Annotated in this window: 27 protein-coding genes and 1 other RNA gene; 26 read left to right on the top strand and 2 right to left on the bottom strand. The window is 65.1% G+C overall.

Annotated features, from left to right (window positions below; genetic code table 11):
* Together Q0L94_RS11310 and Q0L94_RS11315 are read right to left on the bottom strand one after the other, a co-directional pair.
* On the bottom strand, positions 1–246 hold a 246-nt coding region (locus Q0L94_RS11310; protein WP_296753338.1), incomplete at its 3' end, for an SIS domain-containing protein.
* A 12-nt stretch (positions 247–258) separates the two neighbouring features.
* Positions 259–609, bottom strand: a complete 351-nt coding sequence (locus tag Q0L94_RS11315) for a YraN family protein (RefSeq protein WP_296753375.1) — start codon at positions 607–609, stop codon at positions 259–261.
* 18 nt (positions 610–627) lie between these two features.
* Between Q0L94_RS11315 and rsmI the strand changes: the two genes are divergently transcribed.
* The 26 genes from rsmI to Q0L94_RS11445 form a co-directional block, all read left to right on the top strand.
* On the top strand, positions 628–1503 hold the full coding sequence (rsmI, locus tag Q0L94_RS11320) for a 16S rRNA (cytidine(1402)-2'-O)-methyltransferase (protein WP_296753339.1): 876 nt from the start codon (positions 628–630) through the stop codon (positions 1501–1503).
* On the top strand, positions 1500–2534 hold the full coding sequence (pyrC, locus tag Q0L94_RS11325) for a dihydroorotase (protein ID WP_296753340.1): 1035 nt from the start codon (positions 1500–1502) through the stop codon (positions 2532–2534). The genes rsmI and pyrC overlap by 4 nt, the downstream gene beginning before the upstream one ends.
* Before the next feature lie 525 nt (positions 2535–3059).
* The gene (locus Q0L94_RS11330; RefSeq protein WP_296753342.1) at positions 3060–3908 is read left to right on the top strand and encodes an adenylyl-sulfate reductase; all 849 of its coding nucleotides are present in this window, start codon (positions 3060–3062) and stop codon (positions 3906–3908) included.
* Positions 3909–3944: 36 nt separating this feature from the next.
* The gene (gene aprB, locus Q0L94_RS11335; protein WP_296753344.1) at positions 3945–4427 is read left to right on the top strand and encodes an adenylyl-sulfate reductase subunit beta; all 483 of its coding nucleotides are present in this window, start codon (positions 3945–3947) and stop codon (positions 4425–4427) included.
* Positions 4427–6295 carry an adenylyl-sulfate reductase subunit alpha gene (gene aprA / locus Q0L94_RS11340; RefSeq protein WP_296753346.1) on the top strand — a complete coding sequence of 623 codons (1869 nt, stop codon included), beginning with the start codon at positions 4427–4429 and terminating at the stop codon, positions 6293–6295. Before aprB ends, aprA begins: the two co-directional genes overlap by 1 nt.
* A 91-nt stretch (positions 6296–6386) precedes the next feature.
* Positions 6387–6776: a hypothetical protein gene (locus Q0L94_RS11345; RefSeq protein ID WP_296753348.1), complete on the top strand. Its 390-nt coding sequence runs from the start codon at positions 6387–6389 to the stop codon at positions 6774–6776.
* Between the two features lie 14 nt (positions 6777–6790).
* A complete protein-coding gene (locus Q0L94_RS11350) occupies positions 6791–7300 on the top strand; it encodes a peptidylprolyl isomerase (RefSeq protein WP_296753349.1) in 510 nt (169 codons plus the stop codon).
* Positions 7301–7456: 156 nt separating this feature from the next.
* Positions 7457–7618, top strand: coding sequence for a hypothetical protein (locus Q0L94_RS11355; protein WP_296753351.1), 162 nt, complete (start codon positions 7457–7459; stop codon positions 7616–7618).
* A 183-nt stretch (positions 7619–7801) separates the two neighbouring features.
* Positions 7802–8108, top strand: an RNA gene (rnpB, locus tag Q0L94_RS11360) — RNase P RNA component class A.
* A gap of 256 nt (positions 8109–8364) precedes the next feature.
* Positions 8365–8811, top strand: a complete 447-nt coding sequence (gene mraZ, locus Q0L94_RS11365) for a division/cell wall cluster transcriptional repressor MraZ (RefSeq protein ID WP_018076796.1) — start codon at positions 8365–8367, stop codon at positions 8809–8811.
* The gene (gene rsmH, locus Q0L94_RS11370) at positions 8811–9743 is read left to right on the top strand and encodes a 16S rRNA (cytosine(1402)-N(4))-methyltransferase RsmH (RefSeq protein WP_296753378.1); all 933 of its coding nucleotides are present in this window, start codon (positions 8811–8813) and stop codon (positions 9741–9743) included. Before mraZ ends, rsmH begins: the two co-directional genes overlap by 1 nt.
* Positions 9740–10012: a cell division protein FtsL gene (ftsL, locus tag Q0L94_RS11375; protein ID WP_296753353.1), complete on the top strand. Its 273-nt coding sequence runs from the start codon at positions 9740–9742 to the stop codon at positions 10010–10012. Before rsmH ends, ftsL begins: the two co-directional genes overlap by 4 nt.
* Entirely contained in the window at positions 10009–11748 is a 1740-nt protein-coding gene (locus tag Q0L94_RS11380; protein ID WP_296753355.1) for a penicillin-binding protein 2, read from the top strand. Before ftsL ends, Q0L94_RS11380 begins: the two co-directional genes overlap by 4 nt.
* Positions 11748–13277, top strand: coding sequence for a UDP-N-acetylmuramoyl-L-alanyl-D-glutamate--2,6-diaminopimelate ligase (locus Q0L94_RS11385; RefSeq protein ID WP_296753379.1), 1530 nt, complete (start codon positions 11748–11750; stop codon positions 13275–13277). Before Q0L94_RS11380 ends, Q0L94_RS11385 begins: the two co-directional genes overlap by 1 nt.
* Positions 13274–14683, top strand: coding sequence for a UDP-N-acetylmuramoyl-tripeptide--D-alanyl-D-alanine ligase (gene murF, locus Q0L94_RS11390; RefSeq protein WP_296753357.1), 1410 nt, complete (start codon positions 13274–13276; stop codon positions 14681–14683). The genes Q0L94_RS11385 and murF overlap by 4 nt, the downstream gene beginning before the upstream one ends.
* A 1-nt stretch (position 14684) precedes the next feature.
* Positions 14685–15770, top strand: a complete 1086-nt coding sequence (gene mraY, locus Q0L94_RS11395) for a phospho-N-acetylmuramoyl-pentapeptide-transferase (RefSeq protein ID WP_296753359.1) — start codon at positions 14685–14687, stop codon at positions 15768–15770.
* A gap of 181 nt (positions 15771–15951) precedes the next feature.
* On the top strand, positions 15952–17376 hold the full coding sequence (gene murD / locus Q0L94_RS11400; RefSeq protein ID WP_296753360.1) for a UDP-N-acetylmuramoyl-L-alanine--D-glutamate ligase: 1425 nt from the start codon (positions 15952–15954) through the stop codon (positions 17374–17376).
* Positions 17376–18533, top strand: coding sequence for a putative lipid II flippase FtsW (gene ftsW / locus Q0L94_RS11405; RefSeq protein ID WP_296753362.1), 1158 nt, complete (start codon positions 17376–17378; stop codon positions 18531–18533). Before murD ends, ftsW begins: the two co-directional genes overlap by 1 nt.
* Positions 18533–19642, top strand: coding sequence for an undecaprenyldiphospho-muramoylpentapeptide beta-N-acetylglucosaminyltransferase (gene murG / locus Q0L94_RS11410; RefSeq protein WP_296753363.1), 1110 nt, complete (start codon positions 18533–18535; stop codon positions 19640–19642). Before ftsW ends, murG begins: the two co-directional genes overlap by 1 nt.
* Positions 19643–19787: 145 nt before the next feature.
* Entirely contained in the window at positions 19788–21179 is a 1392-nt protein-coding gene (gene murC, locus Q0L94_RS11415) for a UDP-N-acetylmuramate--L-alanine ligase (RefSeq protein ID WP_296753365.1), read from the top strand.
* Entirely contained in the window at positions 21169–22143 is a 975-nt protein-coding gene (murB, locus tag Q0L94_RS11420; RefSeq protein ID WP_296753366.1) for a UDP-N-acetylmuramate dehydrogenase, read from the top strand. The genes murC and murB overlap by 11 nt, the downstream gene beginning before the upstream one ends.
* Positions 22140–23054, top strand: coding sequence for a D-alanine--D-alanine ligase (locus Q0L94_RS11425; protein ID WP_296753367.1), 915 nt, complete (start codon positions 22140–22142; stop codon positions 23052–23054). Before murB ends, Q0L94_RS11425 begins: the two co-directional genes overlap by 4 nt.
* Entirely contained in the window at positions 23051–23842 is a 792-nt protein-coding gene (locus Q0L94_RS11430) for a cell division protein FtsQ/DivIB (protein WP_296753368.1), read from the top strand. Before Q0L94_RS11425 ends, Q0L94_RS11430 begins: the two co-directional genes overlap by 4 nt.
* On the top strand, positions 23839–25074 hold the full coding sequence (gene ftsA, locus Q0L94_RS11435) for a cell division protein FtsA (RefSeq protein WP_296753370.1): 1236 nt from the start codon (positions 23839–23841) through the stop codon (positions 25072–25074). Before Q0L94_RS11430 ends, ftsA begins: the two co-directional genes overlap by 4 nt.
* 124 nt (positions 25075–25198) lie before the next feature.
* On the top strand, positions 25199–26344 hold the full coding sequence (gene ftsZ / locus Q0L94_RS11440; protein ID WP_296753372.1) for a cell division protein FtsZ: 1146 nt from the start codon (positions 25199–25201) through the stop codon (positions 26342–26344).
* Between the two features lie 78 nt (positions 26345–26422).
* On the top strand, positions 26423–26671 hold a 249-nt coding region (locus Q0L94_RS11445), incomplete at its 3' end, for a UDP-3-O-acyl-N-acetylglucosamine deacetylase (protein ID WP_296753374.1).

A 26671-nucleotide genomic window follows, 5' to 3' on the forward strand; every position in this document is an offset into this window, starting at 1 on the left:
GGTGAGCGCAATCGCTGCCAGCCCCGGGCGCTCCTGTTCGAAACGGTTGATCATCGTGGCAGCGAAATGCTGCGCACCCGCCGCCGCGCCGCCGTTGCCGCAGGCGAGGATTTTCCCGCCCTGGGCGAGGCAATGCACCATGTGGCGCGCGGCCTGTTCGATCGCCGGCGCAAGCGTCGCGGCAGCCTCCCGCGCGGTCTGCGCCGAGGCCTGGAAATGGCCGAGAATTCTGTCGTGTAAAGGCATGGTCGGGCGGAATTATCCCACATCGTCGAATGCGTTCATGATCCATTCAGGCGCGCCGCTGCCCGACAGCGCCACCACGTCGAAGCGGCACGGCGGCAGCGTTTTCAGCGTGGCCAGATACTGCCGCGCGGTGGCGAGCAGCTTGCGCTGCTTGTTTGCCGTGACGCTGGCGGCCGCACCCCCGAAGTCGGCGCGGCTGCGTAGCCGCACTTCGACGAATACCAGCGTGGCGCCGTCCCGCATGATGAGATCGATTTCGCCGAAGCGGCAGCGCCAGTTGCGCGCCAGCAGCTTCAGGCCGTGCGTTTGCAGGAAGGCTTCGGCGTGCGTTTCGGCGGATTGCCCGGGCAGGGTTTTCAACATCTGCGACAATGGCGGCACATGAACGAGACGTCCCATCATACCCCCCTGCTGCCCGCGCTTTACGTGGTCGCCACGCCCATCGGCAACCTTGGCGACATCACCTTGCGGGCGCTCGACATCCTGCAGCGCGTGGACCGCGTGGCGGCCGAGGACACCCGCGTGTCCGGCCAGCTGCTGGCGCATTTCAATATCTCCAAGCCGCTGGTGTCCATCCGCGAGCACAACGAACGCGGAGCCGCCGACGGCGTGGTCGCACGGATCGTTGCGGGCGATGCAGTGGCCTATGTGTCGGATGCCGGCACGCCGGCGGTGTCCGACCCCGGCGCACGGCTGGTGGCGGCGGTGCGCGCGGCGGGGCTGCGAGTCGTGCCGATTCCCGGCGCCGCCGCGGTGACCGCGGCGCTGTCGGCCGCCGGGGTGGAGTCGGGGACGTGGCTGTTCCACGGGTTTCTACCACCCAAGGCCGGTGCGCGCCGTGCACAACTGCAAACCCTGGCGGCGCTGCCGGCAGCGCTGGTGTTTTACGAGGCGCCGCACCGCATCGAGGAGACGCTGGCCGACATGGCCGCGGTGCTGGACAGCCGCCGCAAGGTGACGCTGGCGCGCGAACTGACCAAGCGCTTCGAGAGCATCGTCACCCTGCCGCTTGCGGATGCGCCGGCCTGGCTGGCGTCCGACCCCAACAACGTGCGCGGCGAATTCGTCGTCGTCGTGCATCCGCCAGCCACCGAAGTGGCGATCGATACGGAAGCGATGCGCGTGCTCGACATCCTGCAGGGCGCGCTGCCGCCGACGCTCGCCGCCAAGCTCGCCGCCCAGATCACCGGACGCAGCAAGGCCGAACTCTATAAAATGTCGCTGGCACTCAAGCCGCAGGAGCAGGACGCCGAATGACCGACACCCTCACGATCACCCGCCCCGACGACTGGCACATCCACTTCCGCGACGGCGCCGCGATGCGGAGCGTGCTGCCCGACACCGCGCGCGTGTTCGGCCGCGCCATCGCCATGCCCAATCTGAAGCCGCCGGTGGTCGACGTGGCCGGGGCGGCGGCGTATCGCGAGCGCCTGCTGGCCGCCGCTGCCGGCACCGCGTTCGAACCGTTGATGACGCTCTATCTCACCGACAACACCACCCCGGAGGAAATCCGTCGCGCGCGGACAAGCGGCTTCGTCCACGCGGTGAAGTATTACCCGGCCGGGGCGACCACCAATTCCGATTCCGGCGTCACCGAACTCACCAAGGCGTACAAGGCGATCGCAGCGATGGAAGAAGCCGGCATGCCGTTGCTGCTGCATGGCGAAGTGGTCGATCCCGAGGTCGACGTGTTCGACCGCGAGGCGGTGTTCATCGAGCGTCATCTGGTCCCGCTGCTGCGCGATTTCCCCAAACTGAAAATCGTGCTGGAGCACATCACCACCCGCCAGGCCGCCGAGTTCGTCGCTGCCGCGCCGGCCAACGTCGCAGCCACCGTCACCGTGCATCACCTGCTGTACAACCGCAACGCCATGTTCAAGGGCGGCATCCGCCCGCATATGTACTGCCTGCCGGTGCTGAAGCGCGAACAGCACCGCCAGGCGCTGGTGGCCGCAGCCGTCTCCGGCAACCCCAGTTTTTTTCTCGGCACCGATTCCGCGCCGCATGCGGTGGGCGCCAAAGAAAGTGCCTGCGGCTGCGCCGGCATCTATACCGCGCATGCGGCGATCGAACTCTATGCCGAGGCCTTCGAGGACGCCGGCGCGCTCGACAGGCTCGAAGCCTTCGCCAGTTTTTACGGCGCCGATTTCTACGGCCTGCCGCGCCACGCCGACACCCTCACCCTCAAGCGCGAAAGCTGGGAGGTCCCGGCCAGTCTCAAAATGGGCGAGGACAGCCTGGTGCCGCTGCGCGCAGGCGAAGCCATCCGCTGGCGTGTCGTCGCATAAATCGGAATTCGATGGGTTGGTTTTTGGAAGACGCCCGTTGTTATAGCGAGTAGCGTTGGTCGCCGCAGGGAGAATGCCCGCAGCTGGCCAACTTCTGTTGGTGTGTAAGCCGAAACCTGCGTTCCTGGGCGGCCGGTATCCCTTTGCAAACTGCCGGCGACTGAGCTGGCATGGTTGGCAAGGGGTAACTGACTCCGGGGGTCAAACACAGCTGGCCGGCAGATTGTTTTCAATCAAGATCATCGTCGCGGATTTTGAAAACCTCCGCATTGAGAACCACCGGCGTTCGCCGCTCCGTTTTCCGGCCGGCAAATTTCCCTTGAAAATAAATTTTCCAGCCCTATGGTGCATGAACTGGCTTGCGCTATGTGGACCGGCCGGGGAATCCCCAATCAGCGGACAACCGCGAATAGCGATTCGGGGGAGCGGGGCAGTGTGGTCTGCAACATGCATCTGGTAGTCGCCTGGCTATTTCGTATACGAAGGGCCCGTGTCCGTATTTGAGACCTGAGGAGACCTGAACCCATGATCGCTAGCAACCCTTTCGCCGAACTCGCTGCCGTCATACCCCCGACCGCCATGCAGGTCTACGTCGTGCTGATGTTCCTTCTGGTGGTGGCTGGGACCATACTCGACATGCTGCACAAGAAGAGCGCCCGGTATTTTTTCGAGAATGCCAGAGAGGCCAGAAAGAACGCGACGCGCACGCTGGGTACGGGTGAAAAAAGCGCGCTGGCCTTGCAGACCCTCGCCAAGGAGGTGCTGACCTCGGGCGAATTCGCCAATCTGAAGCGCCGCATTTCGCACCTCTTCACCATGTACGGCTTCATCATTTTTGTCGTCACCACGGCGATCCTGATTTTTGCCTATCCGACCCCGGAATATCCGGCGCCAACCCTCGTGCCGCTGCTTTGGCACCTGGGCGCGGCCATGCTGTGCCTGGGTGGTTACTGGTTCTGGTTCAGCATTCGTGTCGACGTCGCCTCCGAGGGTGTCAAGTGGTATCAGCTGAACGGACGCGGCGATCTGTTCATCATCGGCCTGCTGGGCATGGCCACCTTCGCGCTGCTCTGGTCTTTCACCATGGGAGCCGGCATGCTGAACATGCTGTTCTTCGTATTGTTTGTCGCCTTCAGCACCCTGCTCTTCGGTTCGGTGTACTGGTCCAAATTCGCGCACATGTTCTTCAAGCCTGCCGCCGCTTTCCAGAAGCGCGTCATCAAGGCGGATGGTTCGAGAGAAAACATGCCCGCAATCTATGATTTGTCGGATCCCGACGTGCAGGCGAGGTTTCCGGATATCCCGGCCTACATGGGCACCAAGCCGCCCAATATGGGACTGGGCATCAAGCGTGAAGCGCCCAGCCATTTTTGATAGGCCGATCAATCTAACCGGATCGGGAGGAACACCATGCCTACCTTTGTGTACATGACGCGTTGCGATGGCTGCGGACACTGCGTCGACATCTGTCCGTCGGACATCATGCACATCGATAAGGTCACGCGGCGCGCCTACAACATCGAGCCGAACATGTGCTGGGAGTGCTACTCGTGCGTCAAGGCCTGCCCGCATGACGCGATCGATGTGCGCGGCTACGCCGACTTCGCCCCGCTGGGCCACTCGGTGCGCGTCCGCCGCGACGAGGAAAAAGGCGTCATTGCCTGGCGCATCAAGTTCCGCAACGGCGAAAAAGACATGGAGTTGCTGGCGCCGATCACGACCAAACCCTGGGGCAAACACATTCCGCAACTCTCCGATGTGCCGGCGCCCAGCCAAACGATGCGCGATAGCCAGCTGCTGTTCAACGAGCCCAAATACATTCGTATAGACGAAGGCGATCTGCACACGCTGGAATCGAATGGGCTCGTGATGAAAGAGGGGGTGTACTACTGATGGCTTACAACACAGTGGTCGAAGACAACATCGACGTCCTCGTCGTAGGCGCAGGCCTCGGCGGCACGGGCGCTGCGTGGGAAGCCCGCTACTGGGGGCAGGACAAGAAGATCGTCATCGCCGAAAAGGCCAACATGGACCGTTCGGGTGCGGTGGCTCAGGGCCTCTACGCGATCAACTGTTACATGGGCACGCGTTGGGGCGAGAACCAGCCTGAAGATCACGTGCGTTACGCGCGGATGGACCTGATGGGGATGGTGCGCGAAGACCTGCTGTTCGATATGGCGCGTCACGTCGACTCCGCCGTTCACCAGTTCGAGGAGTGGGGCCTGCCGATCATGCGCGACCCCAAGACCGGCCACTATCAGCGCGAAGGGCGCTGGCAGATCATGATTCACGGCGAATCCTACAAGCCGATCGTGGCCGAGGCCGCCAAGAAATCCGCCGACAAGGTCTTCAACCGGGTCTGCATCACCCATCTGCTGATGGACGACGCCAAGGAGAATCGCGTGGCCGGCGCGGTCGGCTTCAACGTCCGTACCGGTGATTACCACGTCTTCAAGTCGAAGACGGTGATTGTCGGCGCGGGCGGCGCCTCCAACATCTTCAAGCCGCGCTCGGTGGGTGAAGGTGCGGGCCGCGTCTGGTATGCGCCGTGGTCGTCGGGTTCCGCCTATGGTCTGATGATCCAGGCGGGTGCGAAAATGACCCAGATGGAAAACCGTATCGTACTGGCGCGATTCAAGGATGGTTACGGTCCGGTAGGGGCCTACTTTCTGCACCTCAAGACCTACACGCAGAACGGTAATGGCGAAGAGTACGAGTCGAAGTGGTTCCCGGCGCTGACTGAAATGGTCGGCAAGGAATATCTGGATACCGAAGGTCAGCATCTGTCGCACAAGCCTATTCCGACCTGTCTGCGCAATCACGCATTCATTTCCGAGGTGAACGCCGGCCGCGGCCCTATCCACATGGTGACGATGGAGGCCTTCCAGGATCCGCACCTTGAGGAGATTGGCTGGCATAACTTCCTCGGCATGACCGTGGGTCAGGCCGTGCTGTGGGCGGCGACCGATGTCAATCCGAAGTATGAAAACCCGGAACTGACCACCTCCGAGCCGTATGTGATGGGCTCGCACGCGACCGGCTGCGGCGCCTGGTGTTCAGGCCCGGAGGATGTTTCTCCTCCGGAATACTTCTGGGGCTACAACCGCATGACCACGGTCGAAGGCCTGTTCGGCGCGGGCGATGCCGTCGGCGGTACGCCGCATGCGTTCTCGTCGGGCTCGTTTACCGAAGGCCGTCTGGCCGCCAAGGCCGCGTGCAAATACATCGACGACGGCAAGGCCGAGGGCATTCAGGTTTCCGACGTGCAGATCCGGCGCCGCGGTGAAGAAATCTTCAAGCCGATGGAGCATTACCGGATCTACCGCAACGAAATCACGGCGGGCAGCGTCAACCCGCACTACATCAACCCCAGACAGGGCCTGGACCGCCTGCAGAAATTGATGGACGAGTACTGCGCAGGCGCGACGGTCAACTACATGACCAACGACAAACTGCTGCAGATCGGCCTGAAAAAACTCAAGATCATGGAAGAAGACCTTGAGAAAATCGCCGCCAAGGACATCCATGAACTGCTGCGCGCCTGGGAATTGAAGCATCGCCACCTCACCTCCGAGGCGGTCATGCAACACACCCTGTTCCGCAAGGAAACCCGCTGGCCGGGTTACTACTACCGGGGGGATGCGATGAAGCTCGACGATGCAAACTGGCACGTCCTCACCGTGTCGCGCCGCGATCCCGAGACCGGCGAATACACCATGGAAAAGGCGCCGTGCTATCACCTGGTCGGCAAGGACGAGTAAGCCGCAGCCCGGGCGCGCCTGAAGGCCGCTGCCGTCCGCCCGGAAGACCCGTTGCCTGCGCAATTTTTTCGTGACTCCACAGGAATTGGCCATGACCGCTTCTGTCATTCAAGCCCCACCCAAGACCGCGATGAACATCGTCGAGCACAGCGACGAAGCGATCCTGGAGATCGCCCACCCGATGTGGCGCGACCTGATCAAATACTCCAACCAGGGGCAGTACGGAAAATTCATCCGCAAGTTCTCCTATGACCTGCTGCTCGGCCTCAATGAAATCGAAGTCGGCAAACAGTTCGCCAACAGCGAACTGACCCGCAGCCTGCGCGAAGACTGGGATTACCTGGGCATCATCCGTAGAGGGCAGCATGTCACGGTGCTGTACCGGGTCCAGAGCACGAAGCGGGAAGGTGAATGGCTCGGCCGGCTGGTGCTGGGCTATGAACAAGGCGAGGTGCGTATCTTTGCCGCCTCCATTTTCTGAAACTTCGGATACCCATGAAAGCCATCATCGAAGCCAACCAGTATGTCGAACTGACCTACAAGGTCATCGACCGGAAGACACGCCAGGTGCTGACGCTGGTCGAGTTTCCGCTGGGCTATGTCCATGGCGTCAACGAGATATTGTCGCCCCGGGTCATGGACGCGCTGGAAGGCAAATCCGAGGGCGACATCATCGAGGTCCACATAGACTGCAACGACATCTACGGCCCGCGGGACGAAGCCCTGGTGATCGTCGAATCCATCGCGAACGTCCCCGAGGCCTACCGTGAAGTCGGCACGGCCATCCTGATGGAAAACGACAACGGTCAGACCAGGAGTTTTCTGGTGACCCGGGTGGACGCCAGAACGGTGACGATCGACGGCAATAACCCGTTGTGCGGCCGGGAAGTGATTTTCAAGCTTGAGATACGGATGGTGCGTGATGCCACCGACGAGGAAATCCGGTACGGCGGCAAGGTGGAAGCGGCCCCTGACCTGAACAACTGTCGCGCCGTTCCCGTGTGAATGGTGTGCAAACCGTATCTGCAACATGACGTGCAGCGGGCCCGGAACGCAAGGCCGGCACAGCCAGGGTTAACGACATCGCCCGATCTGTCAGCGCGCTGGGCAGCCTGATAGCGGTGTTCCCAGCCCCCGATTTCCAAGTCAAGGAGGCAAAACATGAGCGAACCCACCAAAACCAGGCGCCCGGTCCCGGAAGGCAGATCACGCTTTCTGACAACCCGGCAAAAAGCGCCGAACGAGAAAGGTTACGTCGGATACGACACCATCTGGGACCCGTTCCATAAAGTGGTCAAATACACCACGCCCAAGAAGCCGTAAATCCAATGGCCGCGCGAGCCTGACCGGTCGCGGCCATGTGCTACATCTGCAGGACCTTCCGGATTCGATGGCTCGCTTGCGCGTCATGACGAACACGTGGGAAGCGCTGTCGGTATCTGCTTCTGATATTTGGATGGCGGCTCTACCGGGCTGGCCGGGTGAAGGCCTTATAATCCCGGTGGGAAAGCCGATCAGACAACCGCTGCCACGCAAGCCCCCTCGGGGGCATGCGTGGGAGAGGAAAGTCCGGGCTCCACAGAGCAGGATGCCGGCTAACGGCCGGACGCCGCGAGGCGAGGAATAGGGCCACAGAGACGAGCGTATTAAGTTACGGTGAAACGCGGTAACCTCCATCCGGAGCAACACCAAATAGGCAGGCGATGAAGCGGCTCGCTGAGTCTGCGGGTAGGTGGCTGGAGCCGGTCAGCAATGGCCGGCCTAGAGGAATGGTTGTCCACGACAGAACCCGGCTTACCGATCGACTTTCCCACTTTTCATGTAATTCAAATACTTAGCGTTTTGTCCTCAAAACGATGGCAAAACAAGCCGCTAAGCATCGGTTTTTCCAGAAACTTATCCACAACCCAAAACCACCCCTAAGTCATTGAGGCATAGGGGTTTTTTTACGTTCCTTGGCTTGACCCCCCCAAAACTATCCCCTATAGTGGGTGCAAGTGGTGATTGGTGGGAAGTTGTGGGAGAATGCGCCCGTCCAAGCACAGCCAAAATTCAATAACGGGGGAAGCATGTTTCGGGGGGTCGCAACAGTCTGTCTGGACAGCAAGAACCGGCTCGTGGTGCCGGCGCGCTATCGCGACGCCCTTCTGGTGAATGGCGGCGGGCGCGTCGTGATTACCGCCGACCCCGGCCAGTGCCTGCTGCTCTACCCCCTGCCCGAATGGGAGCCGATCGAGAAAAAACTCAACGGCCTGTCCGATTTCAACCCCCGCACCCGCAGCCTCAAACAACTGCTCGTCGGCTACGCGCACGACATGGATATGGACAGTGCCGGCCGTGTGCTGCTGCCGCCGATGCTGCGCAAATTCGCCGAGCTGGATAAAAACGTGGTGATGGTGGGCCAGGGCAGCAAGGTGGAGTTGTGGAACGAGTCGCGCTGGGAGGCCCAGGTGGCGCAGGCGCTGACCTTCAGCGACGACGCGCTGCCGCCCGAACTGGAGGGGTTCACGTTGTGATTGAGCCCGCCCATGTGCCGGTGCTGGCACAGGAGGCGGTGGCGGCGCTGGGGATCAAGCCCGATGGCGTGTACGTCGACGCCACCTTCGGCCGTGGCGGCCACAGCCGGCTGATTCTGGCGCGGCTGGGGCCGGCCGGGCGCCTGATCGCGCTGGACCGCGACCCCGATGCCATCCGTGCTGGCGCGGCCCTGCAGGATGCACGGCTGACGCTGGTGCAACGCGCGTTTTCGCGTCTGGATGCGGTGCTGGATGAACTGGGCGTGGCGCAGGTGGATGGAATTTTGCTGGATATCGGGGTGTCGTCGCCGCAGCTCGACGACGCCACGCGCGGCTTCAGCTTTCGCTTCGATGCGCCGCTCGACATGCGCATGGATCCGGGCAGCGGGCTGTCGGCGGCGGACTGGCTGGCGACGGCGACAGAGGGGGAGATCAGTGAGGTCATCCACACCTACGGGGAAGAGCGGTTTGCTAAATCGATTGCGCGCGCGCTTGTTGCGGCGCGGCAGACAGAAGCCATCCGCAGCACCGGGCAGCTGGCGAGCCTCATCGCCGCAGCGGTCAAGCGGCGCGAGCCGGGGCAGCATCCGGCGACCCGCAGCTTCCAGGCTATTCGGATTTATCTCAACCGCGAACTGGAAGAGCTGAGCGCCGTGCTGCCGCAATGCGTGGACAGGCTGCAACCCGGCGGGCGGCTCGCGGTGATCAGCTTTCATTCGCTGGAAGACCGCATCGTCAAGCGATTCATGCGTGACGAGGCGCTGGGGGAGCAGGCGCCCCGCCGCTTGCCGATCCCGGCGGCCATGCTGAAACCCGGCCGCCTGCAGCGGGTGGGCCGTGCCCAGCATGCGACCGCCGCCGAGGTGGCGGCCAATCCGCGGGCACGCAGTGCCGTGTTGCGGGTGGCGGAACGTGTGGGCGAGGCGGCATGAGCCGTCTCAATGTCGTCCTGGCGCTGGTGCTGGTGGCGTGCGCGCTGGCCGTGATCCAGGCGCAGCACCGCGCGCGTACGTATTTTGTGGAACTGGAACGCTTGAAAAAAGAGGCGCGTGTGCTCGACGAGCAGTGGGGGAAACTGCAGCTGGAGCAGAGTACCTGGGCCAACCCGGCGCGGGTGGACGCGCTCGCGCGCACCCGGCTTGGCCTGGTGGCGGCGCCGCCGGAACGGGTGCACGTCGAAACGCTGGTGGGCGCACCATGAATTACCACTCGCGCAAACTGCTCAAGCTCAATCTTGCGCCCTGGCGCATGGCGACCGTGGGCGGACTGCTGCTCACCGGGCTGGTGCTGGTGGCGGGACGCGCGTTTTATTTGCAGGGCTTGAACACCGACTATCTGCAGGGCAAGGGCGACGCAGTGGCCAACCGCAACCTCACCCTGCCCGCGCACCGCGGCCAGGTGTCCGACCGTCACGGCCAGCTGCTGGCGATCAGCACGCCAGTCGAGTCGCTGTGGGCGCGCCCGGCCGAGCTCCGGCTGACGGTCGATCAGCACGCGCACCTGGCCCGGGTGCTGGGCCTGTCCGCGCCGGCGCTGTCGGAGAAGCTGACGCGCAAGACGCGCGGCGAATTCAGCGTGCAGCGCCCGGTCACCCCGGAACAGGCGGTCAAGATCGCTGCCATGGGGGCGCCCGGCCTGCATCTGCGGCGCGAGTTCCGTCGTTACTACCCGGCGGGCGAGGTGGCCGCGCATGTGGTGGGCTTCACCAATGTGGACGATCTCGGGCAGGAAGGCGTTGAACGCGCCTATCAGGACTGGCTGGCAGGGCGCGCGGGCGAACGCCAGATACAGCGCGACCGCCGCGGCAACACCATCCGCGATCTGGCGCCGATCAAGACCGCGCAAATGGGCGGCAACCTGGCGCTGGCGCTCGATCTCAAGATTCAATATCTGGCGCACCGCGAACTCGCCGCCGCCATCGCCACGCACAAGGCCAAAGGCGGCAGCGTGGTGGTGCTCGACGCCAAGACCGGCGAAATCCTCGCGCTGGCCAACCAGCCGGTCTTCAATCCCAACAACCGCCGCAATTACCAGCCGGGGCCGATGCGCAACCGTGCGGTGATCGACACCTTCGAGCCGGGCTCCACCATCAAGCCGTTCGTCGCGGCGGCGGTGCTGGAGCGCGGCCTGTTGCACCCGGACAGCGTGATCGACACGCCGCCAACCTGGCGCGTCGGCACCAAGCTGGTGCGCGACGAGCATCCGCACCCGTACATGACGGTGAGCGAGATCATCCAGAAATCGAGCAACGTCGGTGCCGCCAAAATGGCGATGATGCTGACGCCGCAGCAATACTGGGAGGTATTGCATCGTGCCGGCTTCGGCCAGTTGCCGGGCTCGGGGTTTCCCGGCGAAACGGCCGGCCGGCTGCGCGACGCCGGCACCTGGAAGCCGGTCGAGCACGCCACCATGGCCTATGGCTACGGCCTCTCGGTGAGCCTGCTGCAATTGAGCCGTGCCTACATGGCATTCGCCAACGATGGCGAAGTGATGCCGCTGTCGTTCCTGAAACGCGAGCCGCAGGAAATCGTCGGCGAACGGGTGTTCTCCGCCAGCGTGGCGCGTGAGGTGCGTGCCATGATGGAAGCGGTCACCCAGGACGGCGGCACCGGGACGCGTACCCGGGTGCCGGGTTATCGTGTGGCAGGCAAAACCGGCACCGCGCACAAAATCGTCAATGGCCGCTACGCGTCCGACCGTTACCTGTCTTCCTTCGTCGGCATGGCGCCGGCCTCCAATCCGCGTCTCATCGTCGGCGTGGCAATCGATGAGCCGTCGGGCGGCGTGTATTACGGCGGCAGCGTGGCCGGACCGGTGTTCGCCCAGGTCATGGCAGCCAGTCTGCGCCAGCTGGCATTGCCGCCCGATGCTCCGGAAACCGCGACGCGGATGACACAGAGCACGCCCGTGGCGGTGCGGGCGGGCGGGGGGGCGTGATGGCGGGAACCCTCAAGAGCACAGGCACTTCGAAGGGCGCCAGGCTCAGCCCGGTTTTGCCTGCATCCCGGGCAATCCGGGAATCGGTGCCGCATATCCTGGAACGGCTCGGCATCGCGGCCGATGCGCTCGTCAATGACAGCCGCAAGGCCGTGCCAGGCACGGTATTCGCCGCCTATCCAGGCGAAACCCGCGATGGCCGCGACTTCATTGTGCAGGCGGTGGCGCAGCGCGTCGACGGCGTGCTGTGGGAGGCCGACCACTATCAGTGGGATCCCGCGCTCGGCGTTCCCAATGCGGGCGTGGCCGGGCTGAAAACCCGCATCGGCGAAATCGCCGCCCACATATATGGCGAGCCTTCGCGCGCACTGCATATGGTCGGTGTCACCGGCACCAACGGCAAAACCTCGGTGGCGCACTGGGTGGCGCAGGCGTTTTCGCAGTTGGGGCGGAAAACCGCCGTCATCGGCACCGTCGGCAACGGCTTTCCTTCTGTCGGGAACCAGCCCGGCGCGCTGACGCCTGCCCTCAACACCACGCCCGACGCCGTCGAATTGCAGCAGCGTCTGGCGCTCTACCGGCAGCAAGGTGCGGTGGGGTGTGCGATGGAAGTGTCGTCGCACGGCCTTGCGCAAGGGCGGATCAATGGCACCCGGCTCAACGTTGCGGTGCTGACCAACCTGTCGCGCGACCATCTCGACTACCACGGCGACATGGGCAGCTATGCCGATGCCAAGGCGCGCCTGTTCAACTGGCCGGGACTGCAGTGGGCCGTACTGAACGTCGACGATGCCTTCGGCCGGCAGCTGGAAAGCGAAACGCGGCCGTCGCGCGTCGCCGGCTATGGATTCCAGCGCGGCGCCGTGGTGGGAGAAAAGCTGCGCCTGTCGCAAACCGGCCTGCATCTGCACCTGCACACCGACTGGGGCGATGCCGAACTCGACGTGCCGCTGCTGGGCCGCTTCAACGCCGCCAACCTGCTGGCCGTGCTCACCGCCCTGCTGGTATCGGAGGTGAGACTGGACGACGCCTGCCGGGCGTTGGCGCACATCGTCCCGCCGCCGGGGCGGATGCAGACGCTCGGCGGCAGCACGCAGCCACTGGTGGTGGTGGATTACGCCCACACGCCCGATGCGCTGGAAAAGGTGCTTGCCACCCTGCGCGAAATCGTCAGCGGCGGCCGCCTCATTTGCGTCTTCGGCTGCGGCGGCAACCGCGACAAGGGCAAGCGTCCGTTGATGGGGCAGGCGGCCAGCCGCGGCGCGGACGCGGTCTGGGTCACCAGCGACAACCCGCGCAACGAGGATCCGCGCCACATCATCGACGACATCCTCGCCGGAACAAGCGGCAAGCCGCACGTCGAGGCGGACCGCGCGCGCGCCATCTTCGAGGCTATCGGTGGCGCGCAGCAGGGCGACGTGGTGCTGATCGCCGGCAAGGGCCACGAGGACTACCAGGAAATGGGCGGCCAACGGCTGCCGTTCTCCGATGTCGCGGTGGCGAAAAAAGCGCTGGAGGCATGGACATGAGCATGATGCGTTTGTCCGAAGCCGCAGCCATGCTCGAGGTGCCGTTTACCGGTGCGGACGCCGAGGTGCTGCGCGTCTCCACCGACAGCCGGGCGATCCTGCCGGGCGATCTCTTCATCGCGCTGCGCGGCGAAAAGTTCGACGGCGGCGCCTTCGCTGCGCAGGCGCTGCAGCAAGGCGCCGCCGGCGTGGTGCTCGACCGCGCACAGGCGCCGGCAATCGCCGCGGCCATCCGCGTCGACGACACCCGTCTCGCCCTTGGCAAACTGGCCGCCGGCTGGCGCGCGCGCTTCAGGCTGCCGGTGGTGGCGATTACCGGCAGCAACGGCAAAACCACCGTCAAGGAAATGCTGGCGGCGATCCTGCGGGCGGAAGCGGGGTCGGACGCGGCGGTGCTCAATACCGAAGGCAATCTCAACAACGACATCGGGCTGCCGCTGATGCTGCTGCGCCTGCGCGCGACGCACCAGTTCGCCGTGCTCGAAATGGGCATGAACCACGCCGGCGAAATCGATTATCTGACGCACCTGGCGCGACCGGACGTGGCGCTGGTCAACAACGCGCTCGCGGCGCATATCGGCTTTCTCGGGTCGCTTGAGAATATCGCGCGCGCCAAGGGTGAGATCTTCGCCGGCCTGACGGATGCGGGCATCGCGGTGTTCAACGCCGACAGTGCGTATGCCGGATTGTGGCGCGAACTCAATGCGCGCCGCAGCATGCTGGATTTCGGCCTGACGCCGGCGGCGGCAATTCATGGCCGCTATCGGCCCGACGGATTCGGCTCGATGCTGACCATCGTCTTGCCGAATGCCGAACTCGAGGTGGAACTGCGGGTGCCGGGCGAGCACAACGTGATGAACGCGCTTGCCGCCGCTGCCGCCGCCTTCGCGCTCGACGTCAGCCATCGCAGCATCGTCGCCGGCCTGGCGGGCTTCGGCGGCATCAAGGGCCGCCTGCAAAGAACAGCTGCACTACATGGCAGCACCTTCATCGACGACACCTACAACGCCAACCCCGATTCGGTCAGGGCCGCACTGGCGGTGCTGGCGCAGCAGCCCGGCCGGAAACTGCTGGTGCTGGGCGACATGGGCGAACTCGGCAGCGACGCCGCGGCGATGCATGCGCAGATCGGACTTGCCGCGCGCGCAGCGGGGGTGGAGCGACTCCTGGCGCTGGGCGAGTTGACGAAAGAAACCGCTGGCGCATTCGGTGCCGGCGCGATGCATTTCGAACGCATCCAGGAATTGCTTGCCGAACTCGAAAACGAGCTTGCGCCCGATACCACGGTACTGGTGAAGGGGTCGCGTTTCATGCAGATGGAGCGCGTGGTCAAAAGCTTTACGGAATCCCCCGACGGCCGGGCGGCCGGGGCATCGACGTCCTCAGCGGGCGGACAAGGACACTGACATGCTGCTTTGGCTATTCCAACAACTCGGCCAGGACATCCGCGCCTTCAACGTCTTCAACTACCTGACGCTGCGCGCGGTGCTGGCGACGCTGACCGCGCTGACGATTTCCTTCGTCGTCGGCCCGGCGGTGATCCGCCGGCTCGCCGCGCTGAAAATCGGCCAGTCGGTGCGCAGCGACGGCCCGCAGACGCACCTGGTCAAGGCCGGCACGCCGACCATGGGCGGCGCGCTGATCCTGGTGTCGGTCAGCGTCACCACGCTGCTGTGGGCCGACCTGTCGAACGACTATGTGTGGGTGGCCTTGCTCACCCTGCTCGGCTTTGGCGTCATCGGCTGGATCGACGACTGGCGCAAGGTGGTCGAGAAAAATTCGCGCGGCCTGCCTTCGCGCTGGAAATACTTCTGGCAGTCGGTGATCGGCCTTGCGGTCGCGGCCTACCTGTGGCAAACCGCCAGCCTGCCGGCGCATACCGAACTCATCATCCCCTTTCTCAAGCACGCCACGCTCAGCTTGTCGGCGGCGGCCTTCATCGCGCTCACTTACTTCGTCATCGTCGGCTCCAGCAATGCGGTCAACCTGACCGACGGCCTCGACGGCCTGGCGATCCTGCCGACGGTGATGGTCGCCTCGGCGCTGGCGATCTTCGCCTACGTCGCCGGCAACGCGGTGTTCTCCAAATATCTCGGCGTGCCTTTCGTTCCCGGTGCCGGCGAGTTGGCGATTTTCTGCGCCGCCATGGCGGGCGCCGGACTCGCCTTCCTGTGGTTCAACGCCTACCCGGCAGAAGTGTTCATGGGCGACGTCGGCGCGCTGGCGCTGGGCGCGGCGCTCGGCGTGGTCGCCGTCATCGTGCGCCAGGAAATCGTGCTCTTCATCATGTGCGGCGTGTTCGTGGTCGAGACCCTGTCGGTGATGGTGCAGGTCGCCTCGTTCAAGCTCACCGGCAAGCGCGTGTTCCGCATGGCGCCGATCCACCACCACTACGAGCTCAAGGGCTGGAAGGAAAACCAGGTGGTGGTGCGTTTCTGGATCATCAGCATGATGCTGGTGCTGATTGGCCTGTCGAGCCTGAAACTCAGATGAAAACAGTGAACCTTGAAACCTCTCACCACAGAGGCACAGAGGCAGGGAGCAAGATCCTGTGCCCTGTCTCATGCGTGAGACAGGGTGATCCATCGGCTCAACAGGGGTTCACTGGATCCCAAGGGATACCGTCCCTGCGGGACATATCTCTGTGCCTCTGTGGTGAAGGGGTTGACCGGCCGTGAACTACGACAGCCTCAAGCTCTCCGGCAAAAAGGTCCTGGTGCTCGGCCTCGGCGACACCGGCCTGTCGTGCGCGCGCTGGCTGGCGGCGCGCGGCGCCGTGGTGAGCGTGGCCGACAGCCGCGCAGCGCCGCCGCACGCCGCACGCCTGGCCGAATGGCTGCCGCAGGTGCCGCTGCATACCGGCGCCTTCGAGGATGCGCGACTGCAGGCCGCCGAGTTGCTGGTGGTGAGCCCCGGTGTGCCGCTGGCCGATCCGGCGGTCGCCCGTGCCACCGCGGCAGGCGTCGAGGCGGTGGGCGACGTCGAGCTGTTCGCCCGCGCCATCCGTGCGCTCAACGCCCAGCGTGCCGAGTCTTCCAGTTCAAGCGGCCCGATGCGGGTGCTCGCGATTACCGGCAGCAATGGCAAGAGCACCGTCACCGCGATGTGCGGCGACATGTGCCGCATGGCCGGGCTGAGCACCTGCGTGGCAGGCAACATCGGCCTGCCGGTGCTGGATGCACTGTACGAAATCGAGCAGGGATTCGCGGCTCCGCCGCAGGTATGGGTTCTGGAGTTGTCGTCGTTCCAGCTCGAAACGACATCCAGCCTCGCGGCCGACGCCGCCACCGTGCTCAATCTGTCGGAAGACCACATGGATCGCTATCCCGACATGGAGGCCTACGCGGCAGCCAAGGCGCGGATTTTCAGCGGCGACGGCGTGCAGGTGCTGAACCGCGACGATGCGCGCAGTCTCGCCATGGCGCGGCCGGGCCGCAGCGTGATCAGCTTCGGTCTGGATCGCTGTCCAAAGGGCGAGAGTTTCGGCTTGTGCGAGGACGAGCTTTGCCTCGGCGGCGACATGCTGATGCCGTTGTCCGCACTGCCGGTGGCCGGCCTGCACAATGCCGCCAACGCGCTGGCGGCGCTGGCGCTGACCCGCGCGCTGGGCCTGCCGATGGAGGCGCTGCTGCGCGGCCTGGTGCATTTCAAGGGCTTGCCGCACCGGGTGGAAAAGGTCATGGAGATCGAAGGCGTGACCTGGTACGACGATTCCAAAGGCACCAATGTCGGCGCGACCGAGGCCGCGCTCTACGGCATGGGCCGCCGCCGCGCGGTGGTGATCCTGGGCGGCGACGGCAAGGGGCAGGACTTCGGCCCGCTCAAGGCCGCCGTCGAAGCCAATGCCCGCGCAGTGCTGCTGATCGGCCGCGACGCGCCGCTGATCGCCGCCGCGCTTGCCGGCTGCGGCATCGATAGCTACAAGGTTGAAAGCATGGCCGATGCCGTCGCGCAGGCGTACCGCCTGGCGCAGCCCGGCGATGCCGTGCTGCTGTCCCCCGCCTGCGCCAGCTTCGACATGTTCCGCAACTACGCCCATCGTGCCGAAGTATTCATCGACGCCGTGAAAAAACTGGCGGCAGAAAGGGCAGCGGGCTGATGCTCTACACCGCGCGCGCACCCAAGCCCAGTGCCGAACTCGACTTCAGCCTGCTGTGGCTGGCGCTCGGCCTGCTGGCGCTCGGCCTGGTGATGGTGTATTCCGCGTCCATCGCGATCGCCGAGGCGGCCAGGTACACCGGCCACAACGGCGAATTTTATTTGCTGCGGCAGGGGCTCTTCATCGCGCTTGGCGTCGGCGTCGGCATGGCTGCGTTCCAGGTGCCGATGCGGGTGTGGCAGCAGGCGGCGCCCTATCTCTTCCTCGCCGGCCTGCTGCTGCTGGCGGTGGTGCTGATCCCCGGCATCGGCCGCGAAGTCAACGGCAGCCGCCGCTGGATCCCGCTCGGCTTCGCCAATCTGCAGCCGTCTGAGCTGATGAAGTTTCTCGCCGTGCTGTACGCCGCCGACTACACCACGCGCAAGGCCGCTTTCATGCACGATTTCAAGAAGGGTTTCCTGCCGATGGCGGCGGTGATGATGCTGGCCGGCGCGCTGCTGCTGCGCGAACCGGATTTCGGCGCCTTCGTCGTCATCATCTCCATCGCCATGGGCATCCTGTTCCTCGGCGGCCTCAACTGGAAAGTCTTCGCCGGACTGGTGGCGGTGCTGCTGGTCGGCTTCGTCCTCCTGATCCTGACCTCGCCCTATCGTCTGCAGCGCGTGCTCGGCTTCATGGACCCGTTCGCCGACCCGTATGGAAAGGGCTATCAGCTGTCGCACGCGCTGATCGCTTTCGGCCGCGGTGAATGGCTGGGACTGGGGCTGGGCGGCAGCGTCGAAAAGCTGTTCTACCTGCCGGAAGCGCATACCGATTTCCTGCTCGCCGTCATCGCCGAGGAGTTCGGCTTCGTCGGCGTGGCGGTGGTGATCGGGCTGTTCGCCTGGCTCATCGTCAAGGCCTTCCTGATCGGCCATCGCGCGGCCCAGCTCGAACGCAATTATTGCGCATTGGTGGCGCAGGGCATCGGCATCTGGCTCGGGGTGCAGGCGCTCATCAACATGGGGGTGAACGTCGGCCTGCTGCCGACCAAGGGCCTGACCCTGCCTTTCCTGTCGTTCGGCGGCAGCGGCATCGTCGCCAACTGCCTGGCGATCGCCGTGCTGTTGCGCATCGACTGGGAGCACCGCCAGATGATGCGGGGGAAGACGTTCTGATGGCGGCCGCCAACCGCACCCTCATGGTCATGGCCGGCGGCACCGGCGGCCATGTCTACCCCGCGCTCGCGGTGGCCGACGCCCTGCGCGCGCGCGGCTGGGAGGTGTTCTGGCTCGGCACCAAAAACGGCCTCGAAGCGCGCGTGGTGCCGCAGGCGGGCATCGACATGGTGTGGGTGTCGATGGGCGGGGTGCGCGGCAAGGGCGTGCTGCAGAAGTTGTTACTGCCGGCCATGCTGCTGCTCGCGTTCGGGCAAAGCCTGCGCGCCATCCTGCAGCGCAGGCCCGACGTCGTACTGGGCATGGGCGGCTACACCGCTTTTCCCGGCGGCATGATGGCGAGCCTTCTCAACCGGCCGCTGGTGATCCACGAACAGAATTCGGTCGGCGGCCTCACCAACCGCGTGCTGGCCTGCCTGGCCGACCGCGTGCTGACGGCGTTTCCCAAGGTGTTCACTCATGCGCACGACAAGCCTATTCCGTGCCGCCGCGTGGCAGCCGAATGGGTGGGCAATCCGGTGCGCGCCGACATTGCCGCCATGCCGGCAGACGGACGCGCCGGCCGCAGCGGCCCGCTGCGCCTGCTGGTGGTGGGCGGCAGCCTCGGCGCGCAGGCCCTGAACGAACGGGTGCCGCAGGCGCTGGCGCTGCTGCCCGCCGAACAGCGCCCGCAGGTGGTGCACCAGTCCGGCCGTCAGCATCTCGATGCGCTGCGCGCCAACTATGCCGCCGCCGGGGTGGTCGCCGAGGTGCGCGACTACATCGAGGACATGGCCGCAGCCTACCGCGACTGCGACTTCGCCATCTGCCGCGCCGGCGCGATGACGGTGGCGGAACTCGCCTGCGCCGGCGTGCCCGCGCTGCTGGTGCCGTTTCCTTTCGCGGTGGACGACCATCAGACCGGCAACGCCGAGTTTCTCTCCGATGCCGGCGCGGCCTGGCTGGTGCAGCAGAAAGAGCTGACCGCGGAAAAGCTCGCCGCGCTGATCGGCGGACTCGACCGCGCCACGCTCGCCGCCATGTCGGATCAAGCCATGAAACTTGCCCGGCCCGATGCGACCCGGCAGGTCGCCGATATTTGTGAAGAATTGGCGAGGGGTGAAGCGTGAGGCGTGAGGCGTGGAGGGTCGGAGTGCGGAATGTGTCCTATCTGATTGGGGCGGGCTATGGGACAGGCGCCTGCGCCAAACCCCGCGCGTCGTCCGCCTCACGCCTCGCGCCTCACACCTCACCTGCGTACCGGAGGTACGCAGCATGAGACACGCCGTCAAACACATCCACTTTGTCGGCATCGGCGGCGTCGGCATGAGCGGCATCGCCGAAGTGCTGCTCAACCTGGGCTACGCGGTGTCCGGCTCCGATCTGGCCGACAACGCAGTGACGCAGCGGCTGGCGAAACTGGGTGCGCGCATCCAGCGCGGCCACGCGGCCGGAAATATTGTCGAAGCCGATGCGGTCGTCACCTCGACTGCGGTGCAGGACAGCAATCCCGAGGTGATCGCGGCGCGCGAAAAGAAAATTCCCATCGTGCCGCGCGCCCTGATGCTGGCCGAACTGATGCGGCTGCGGCAGGGCATCGCGGTCGCCGGCACCCATGGCAAGACCACCACCACCAGCCTGGTCGCCAGCATCCTCGGCGAAGCCGGGATGGACCCGACCTACGTCATCGGCGGCAAGCTCACCGCCGCCGGCACCAATGCGCGGCTCGGCAAGGGCGATTTTCTGGTGGCCGAAGCCGACGAATCCGACGCCTCCTTCCTCTACCTGACGCCGGTGATCGCCATCGTCACCAACATCGATGCCGATCACATGGACACCTATGGCCATGACTTCGAGCGGCTGAAACAGGCCTTCGTCGATTTCTGCCAGCGGCTTCCCTTTTACGGGATGGCGGTGCTGTGCATCGACGATCCGCAGGTACGCGAAATCCTGCCGCGCATCAGCAAGCCGATCACCACCTACGGCTTCGCCGAGGCGGCGCAGGTGCGCGCGGTCGATGCGCGCTTCGAGCACGGCCGCATGCATTTCACCGTCAAGCGCGAAGGCATGGCCGACCTCGGCGTGGTGCTCAACCACCCCGGCATGCACAATGTATTGAATGCCCTGGCGGCGATTGCGGTAGCGACCGAAATCGGCGCCGATGACGCCGCCATCGTCAAGGCGCTGGCCGAATTCCACGGCGTCGGCCGGCGCTTCCAGCGTTACGGCGAGCAGGTCGCCAGGGACGGCGGCACCTACTGCCTGGTCGACGACTACGGTCATCACCCGGTGGAAATGGCAGCGACGCTCGCCGCCGCACGCGGAGCCTTTCCCGGGCGGCGGCTGGTACTGGTGTTCCAGCCGCACCGTTTTACACGCACGCGCGACTGTTTCGAGGACTTCGTGAAAGTGCTGTCGGAAACCGATGTGCTGGTGCTGACCGAGGTTTATCCCGCAGGCGAGGCGCCCATCGTCGCAGCGGATGGCCGCGCGCTGGCGCGTGCCGTGCGCGTGGCCGGCAAGGTCGAGCCGGTATTCGTGGAAAACGTCGCCGACGTGCCTGCTGCAGTACACGATCTCGCACGAGCCAATGACGTGGTGCTGGTGATGGGCGCCGGCAGTATCGGCCAGGTGGCGCCGGCGCTGGGAGCCGATCATGCGGCATGACTACCGCATGAGCGAGATCGACATGGCGGGCGGCGCCGCGCCGGTGCTGCGCGGGCACTTTCTCTACAACCAGCCGATGAAGAAATATGTGTCGTGGCGTGCCGGCGGCGCCGCGCAGCGCACCTACATCCCGGCCGATCTTGACGACCTGGTCTGGCTGGTGCGCTCGGTGCCCGCGCACGAGGACATCCACATGGTCGGGCTGGGCAGCAATCTGCTGGTGCGCGACGGCGGCGTGAAGGGCGTGGTGATCCTGCTGCACGGCGTGCTGAAAAAACTCGCACTCGAAAGCCGCACGCAGGGCTTGCCGCCTGCGCCCGAGGGCGTCGACACGGCGCTGATCTATGCCCAGGCAGGGGTTGCCGCGCCCAAACTGGCGCGCTTTGCCGCCAATCACGACCTGGTCGGCGGCGAGTTCTGGGCCGGCATTCCCGGCACCGTCGGCGGCGCGATTGCAATGAATGCCGGCTGCTACGGCAGCGAAACCTGGGACAAGCTGGTGCAGGTGCTGACGCTCGATCGCCAGGGACAGTTGAACGAGCGGCGGCCGGACGAGTACGTCACCGGCTACCGCCATGTGGCGCTGAAGCGCGCGCAGCAGGAATGGTTCATCGGCGGCTGGTTCCGGCTGGCCCGCGGCGACGGCGCCGCCTCGCGCGAAACGATCAAGGCGCTGCTGAAACAGCGGATCGCCTCGCAGCCCCTGAATCTGCCCAACGCCGGTTCGGTGTTCCGCAACCCGCCCGATGATTATGCGGCGCGGCTGGTCGAGTACTGCGGGCTCAAGGGCTTCCGTATTGGCGATGCGCAGGTTTCGGAGAAGCACGCCAACTTCATCGTCAACCTGGGCAACGCCACGGCGACCGACATCGAGCGTTTGATCGAGTATGTGGAAGACAGTGTGGAAGCGCGCACCAATGTGCGGCTGATCCGCGAAGTGCGAATTATCGGAGAACGGCAGTGAGCAAGTTTGGAAAAGTCGCGGTGATGCTGGGCGGCACCTCCGCCGAGCGTCCGGTGTCGCTCAACAGCGGCGCCGCGGTGCTGGCGGCATTGACACGACAGGGGGTCGACGCGCATCCGTTCGACCCGGCGACGCGTAATCTCGGCGATCTGATCAGTGGCGAATTCGACCGCGTCTTCATCGCGCTGCATGGGCGCTACGGCGAAGACGGCTGCATGCAGGGCGCGCTCGAGCTGCTGAACATTCCCTATACCGGCAGCGGCGTGATGGCTTCGGCCGTCGGCATGGACAAGTGGCGCACCAAGCTGTTGTGGCGTGCCGCCGGCCTGCCAACGGCCGACTGGGAGATGCTTGTCGCCGCCAGCGATTTCGCCGCAGTGGAGAAGAAGCTCGGCCTGCCGATTTTCGTCAAGCCCGCGCGCGAGGGCTCCAGCATCGGCATGAGCAAGGTGACCGAGGCCGGCACGCTGGCGGCCGCGTATGAAACCGCCGCCGAACACGACGCGCTGGTGCTGGCGGAAAAATTCGTCGACGGCGCCGAGTTCACCGTCGGCATCCTCGGCGACAGCGCCTTGCCGCTGATCCGCCTGGAGCCCGCCAAGGACCGCTCCTTCTATGATTTCGAGGCCAAGTATCTGCGCAACGACACCCGCTATCACTGCCCCGCGGGGCTGCCCGATGCGCAGGAAATGGCATTGCGGAAACTGGCGCTGGAGGCTTTCCGCCTGGTCGACGGACGCGGCTGGGGGCGGGTCGATCTGATGCTGGACAGTCTCGGCAATCCCTACCTGCTGGAAGTGAACACCTCGCCCGGCATGACCGACCACAGCCTGGTGCCGATGGCGGCACGCGCGGCGGGGCTGGATTTCGATGTCCTGTGCCTGAAAATTCTGGAGCAGACGCTGGCATGAGCGCATCGCCCGAACTTGCCGCCCACCCGCTGTCGCAGGTCGCCCGTGTGCTGACCTGGGGTGCGCTCGGCCTGCTGGCCTATGGCGCGGTCAGCTGGGTGGCGGCGCAGCCGTGGTTTGCCCTGCGCAACATCGAGGTGAAAACTCCGGTGGCGCACGTGACCGAAGCGCAGATCCGGCTGGTGGCCGAACGCCAGGTGCGCGGCACGTTCTTTACCGTCGATCTCGAACGCGTGCGCAGCAGCCTGGAAAAACTGCCCTGGGTGCGCGAGGCGCGGGTGGAACGCCGCTGGCCCGACACCCTGGTGGTGTCGCTGGTCGAGTATGTGCCGCTGGCGCGCTGGAACGACAATGCGCTGGTGAACGCGGACGGCGAGGTATTCGTGGCGGCGGTGGCGGGAACCTTGCCGCGCCTGTCCGGCCCCGACGGCAGCAGCGCCGAGGTGGTCGCCGCCTACCGCCGCCATCAGGCGACGCTCGCCCCGCTCGGCATGAGCATAGCCGAGCTGCGCCTGTCGCCGCGCCGGGCCTGGCGCATGCGGCTGGACAACGACATGTCCCTGGCGCTGGGGCGGTTGCACACCGAGGCACGGCTGGCGCGCTTTGCCGCCCTGTATCCGCGCCTGTTCGGCGCACAGCCGGCGCCGCAGGGCGCCGCAGTGGCCTCGCCGGATGCCGTGGTACCCGCGGCATCGCTTGCGCCTGTCACCGTCGATCTGCGCTACAGCGACGGGTTTGCCGTGCGCATGCCGGGCGGCGCGTCCCCCTTCAAATCGAGTAAAACATGAGCAAGCCAAGAGACCCCAAAAACCTGGTTGTCGGCCTCGACATCGGCACCTCCAAGATCGTCTGCATCGTCGCCGAGATCAACGACGAGGGCATGCTGGAGATCATCGGTATGGGTACGAGTCCGTCGCGCGGGCTGCGCCGCGGCGTGGTGGTGAACATCGAAGCCACCGTCAACGCCATCCAGCGCGCGCTGGAAGAGGCCGAGCTGATGGCCGACTGCAAGATCCGCGAGGTCTATACCGGCATTGCCGGCAGCCACATCAAGAGCTTCAATTCGCACGGCATGTTCGCCATCAAGGACAAGGAAATCTCCCAGATGGACGTCGACCGCGTGGTCGAAACCGCGCGCGCGGTCAACATCCCGACCGACCAGCAGATCCTCCATACCATCCCGCAGGAATTCATCGTCGACGGCCAGGAAGACGTGCGCGACCCGCTCGGTATGAGCGCGGTGCGCCTGGAAGTGAAGGTGCACATCGTCACCGGCGCGGTGTCGGCGGCGCAGAACATCATCAAGTGCGTGCGCCGCTGCGGACTCGAAGTCGGCGACCTGGTGCTGCAGCCGCTCGCTTCTGCGATGGCGGTGCTGACCGAGGACGAGAAGGAGCTTGGCGTCTGCCTCGTCGACATCGGCGGCGGCACCACCGACATCGCCGTGTTCACCAACGGCGCGATCCGCCACACCGCGGTGATTCCGGTGGCGGGCGACCAGGTCAACAACGACATCGCGGTGGCGCTGCGTACGCCGCCGAAAGAAGCCGAGGACATCAAGATCCAGTACGGCTGCGCGCTGCGCCAGCTGGCCGACGCGCGCGACATGATCGAGGTGCCGGGCATCGGCGACCGCCCGCCGCGGACCTTATCCAGACAGACGCTGGCCGAATTCATCGAGCCGCGCATGGAAGAGCTGTATTCGCTGGTGCAGGCCGAGTTGCGGCGCAGCGGCTTCGAGGAGCTGCTGTCGTCCGGCATCGTCATCACCGGCGGCTCGGCGGGCATGCAGGGCATGGTCGAACTCGGCGAGGAGGTCTTTCACATGCCGGTACGGATGGGCTGGCCGCGCTACGAGGGCGGACTGGCGGACGTCATGCACAACCCGCGCTTCGCCACCTGCACGGGCTTGCTGATGGCCGGTCTGGAGGCACGCGGACGCGATGCACCGAAGCTGTCCGGCAACAATTTGAAGGACATCTTCGAACGCATGAAAAGCTGGTTCAAGGGGAATTTCTGACGCCGTTCCGCTGAAGGCGAGCGAGCGACGTCGAAACGGGATTTGGCGGTTGTGCCCCGTGCGGCAGACACGCCAAAGGATTTTTGAGTGTGGTTTTTTGTTTTGGGAAAATGAGGAGAGCAACATGTTTGAACTGATGGATGTAGACACCCAGGATGCGGTGATCAAGGTGATTGGCGTGGGCGGCTGCGGCGGCAATGCGGTCGACCACATGATCAGCTCGGGCTTGAACGGCGTGGAATTCATCGCCATCAACACCGATGCGCAGGCGTTGAAGCGCAACCAGGCCAGACTGCAGCTGCAGCTCGGCAATAACGTGACCAAAGGTCTCGGCGCCGGCGCCAACCCCGACGTCGGCCGCGAAGCCGCACTGGAAGACCGCGAGCGCATCGCCGAACTGATCGATGGCGCCGACATGCTGTTCATCACCGCCGGCATGGGCGGCGGTACAGGCACCGGCGCGGCCCCGGTGGTGGCCGAGGTCGCCAAGGAGCTCGGCATTCTCACCGTGGCGGTGGTCACCAAGCCCTTCATGTTCGAGGGCAAGCGCGTGCGCGCCGCCAACGCCGGCATCGAAGCGCTGGCGCGCCACGTCGATTCGCTGATCATCATCCCCAACGAAAAGCTGATGCAGGTGCTGGGCGACGATATCTCCATGCTCGATGCCTTCAAGGCCGCCAACGACGTGCTGCACGGCGCGGTCGGCGGCATCGCCGAAGTCATCAACTGCCCCGGCCTGGTCAACGTCGATTTCGCCGACGTGCGCACCGTGATGAGCGAAATGGGCATGGCGATGATGGGCTCGGCCCAGGCCAGCGGCGACAATCGCGCCCGCATCGCCGCCGAACAGGCCGTCGCCAGCCCGCTGCTGGAAGACGTCAACCTGGCCGGTGCGCGCGGCGTGCTGGTCAACATCACCGCATCAAGCACCGTGAAGATGCGTGAAATCCACGAAGTGATGGACACCATCAAGAGCTTCACCGCCGAGGAAGCCACGGTCATCGTCGGCCAGGTGCTCGACGACGGCATGGAAGACGGCCTGCGCGTCACCATGGTCGCCACCGGTCTCGGCAACCCGGTTGCCCGCCAGCATGCGAAGCCGATGCAGATCATCCGCACCGGCACCGACGATGCGCCGATGATGGCGAGCGGCAGCGAAGAACTGCCCAGCGTGATGACCAGCCGCCGCAGCCGCACCATCCAGGCGATGACCGATTCCGGCATCGACACCCTGGACATTCCGGCTTTCCTGCGCCGCCAGGCCGACTGAGCCGGTTGCCCGGGCGCCGTCCGCGGACGGAACCCGGGTAAACCGCTGCCCGCCTGCCCGAGCGGTTAAAATGACAAAATGATCAAGCAACGCACCCTGAAAACGCCGGTCAAGGCGACCGGCGTCGGCCTGCATTCCGGCGTCAAGGTCGAGATGACCCTGCGCCCGGCCGGCCCCGACAGCGGCATCGTGTTCCGGCGCATGGATCTCGATCCGCCCGTCGAGCTCAAGGCCGACCCCTATCTCGTCACCGACACCCGGCTGTGCTCGATGCTCGAATCCGGTCCCGCCAAGGTATCCACCGTCGAGCATCTGATGTCCGCGCTC

The organism is Thiobacillus sp. (genome assembly GCF_024708915.1).

Excerpts from the sequence above, each read along its gene's own strand:
- Q0L94_RS11345 (WP_296753348.1), top strand. The coding sequence starts at position 6,387 with ATGACCGCTTCTGTCATTCAAGCCCCACCCAAGACCGCGATGAACATC.
- ftsZ (WP_296753372.1), top strand. The coding sequence starts at position 25,199 with ATGTTTGAACTGATGGATGTAGACACCCAGGATGCGGTGATCAAGGTG.
- rsmI (WP_296753339.1), top strand. The coding sequence starts at position 628 with ATGAACGAGACGTCCCATCATACCCCCCTGCTGCCCGCGCTTTACGTG.
- murB (WP_296753366.1), top strand. The coding sequence starts at position 21,169 with ATGCGGCATGACTACCGCATGAGCGAGATCGACATGGCGGGCGGCGCC.
- murG (WP_296753363.1), top strand. The coding sequence starts at position 18,533 with ATGGCGGCCGCCAACCGCACCCTCATGGTCATGGCCGGCGGCACCGGC.
- Q0L94_RS11385 (WP_296753379.1), top strand. The coding sequence starts at position 11,748 with ATGGCGGGAACCCTCAAGAGCACAGGCACTTCGAAGGGCGCCAGGCTC.
- mraZ (WP_018076796.1), top strand. The coding sequence starts at position 8,365 with ATGTTTCGGGGGGTCGCAACAGTCTGTCTGGACAGCAAGAACCGGCTC.
- aprA (WP_296753346.1), top strand. The coding sequence starts at position 4,427 with ATGGCTTACAACACAGTGGTCGAAGACAACATCGACGTCCTCGTCGTA.
- Q0L94_RS11350 (WP_296753349.1), top strand. The coding sequence starts at position 6,791 with ATGAAAGCCATCATCGAAGCCAACCAGTATGTCGAACTGACCTACAAG.
- murC (WP_296753365.1), top strand. The coding sequence starts at position 19,788 with ATGAGACACGCCGTCAAACACATCCACTTTGTCGGCATCGGCGGCGTC.
- ftsA (WP_296753370.1), top strand. The coding sequence starts at position 23,839 with ATGAGCAAGCCAAGAGACCCCAAAAACCTGGTTGTCGGCCTCGACATC.
- aprB (WP_296753344.1), top strand. The coding sequence starts at position 3,945 with ATGCCTACCTTTGTGTACATGACGCGTTGCGATGGCTGCGGACACTGC.
- Q0L94_RS11380 (WP_296753355.1), top strand. The coding sequence starts at position 10,009 with ATGAATTACCACTCGCGCAAACTGCTCAAGCTCAATCTTGCGCCCTGG.
- murF (WP_296753357.1), top strand. The coding sequence starts at position 13,274 with ATGAGCATGATGCGTTTGTCCGAAGCCGCAGCCATGCTCGAGGTGCCG.
- Q0L94_RS11330 (WP_296753342.1), top strand. The coding sequence starts at position 3,060 with ATGATCGCTAGCAACCCTTTCGCCGAACTCGCTGCCGTCATACCCCCG.
- pyrC (WP_296753340.1), top strand. The coding sequence starts at position 1,500 with ATGACCGACACCCTCACGATCACCCGCCCCGACGACTGGCACATCCAC.
- ftsW (WP_296753362.1), top strand. The coding sequence starts at position 17,376 with ATGCTCTACACCGCGCGCGCACCCAAGCCCAGTGCCGAACTCGACTTC.
- Q0L94_RS11355 (WP_296753351.1), top strand. The coding sequence starts at position 7,457 with ATGAGCGAACCCACCAAAACCAGGCGCCCGGTCCCGGAAGGCAGATCA.
- mraY (WP_296753359.1), top strand. The coding sequence starts at position 14,685 with ATGCTGCTTTGGCTATTCCAACAACTCGGCCAGGACATCCGCGCCTTC.
- Q0L94_RS11315 (WP_296753375.1), bottom strand. The coding sequence starts at position 609 with ATGTTGAAAACCCTGCCCGGGCAATCCGCCGAAACGCACGCCGAAGCC.
- ftsL (WP_296753353.1), top strand. The coding sequence starts at position 9,740 with ATGAGCCGTCTCAATGTCGTCCTGGCGCTGGTGCTGGTGGCGTGCGCG.
- Q0L94_RS11430 (WP_296753368.1), top strand. The coding sequence starts at position 23,051 with ATGAGCGCATCGCCCGAACTTGCCGCCCACCCGCTGTCGCAGGTCGCC.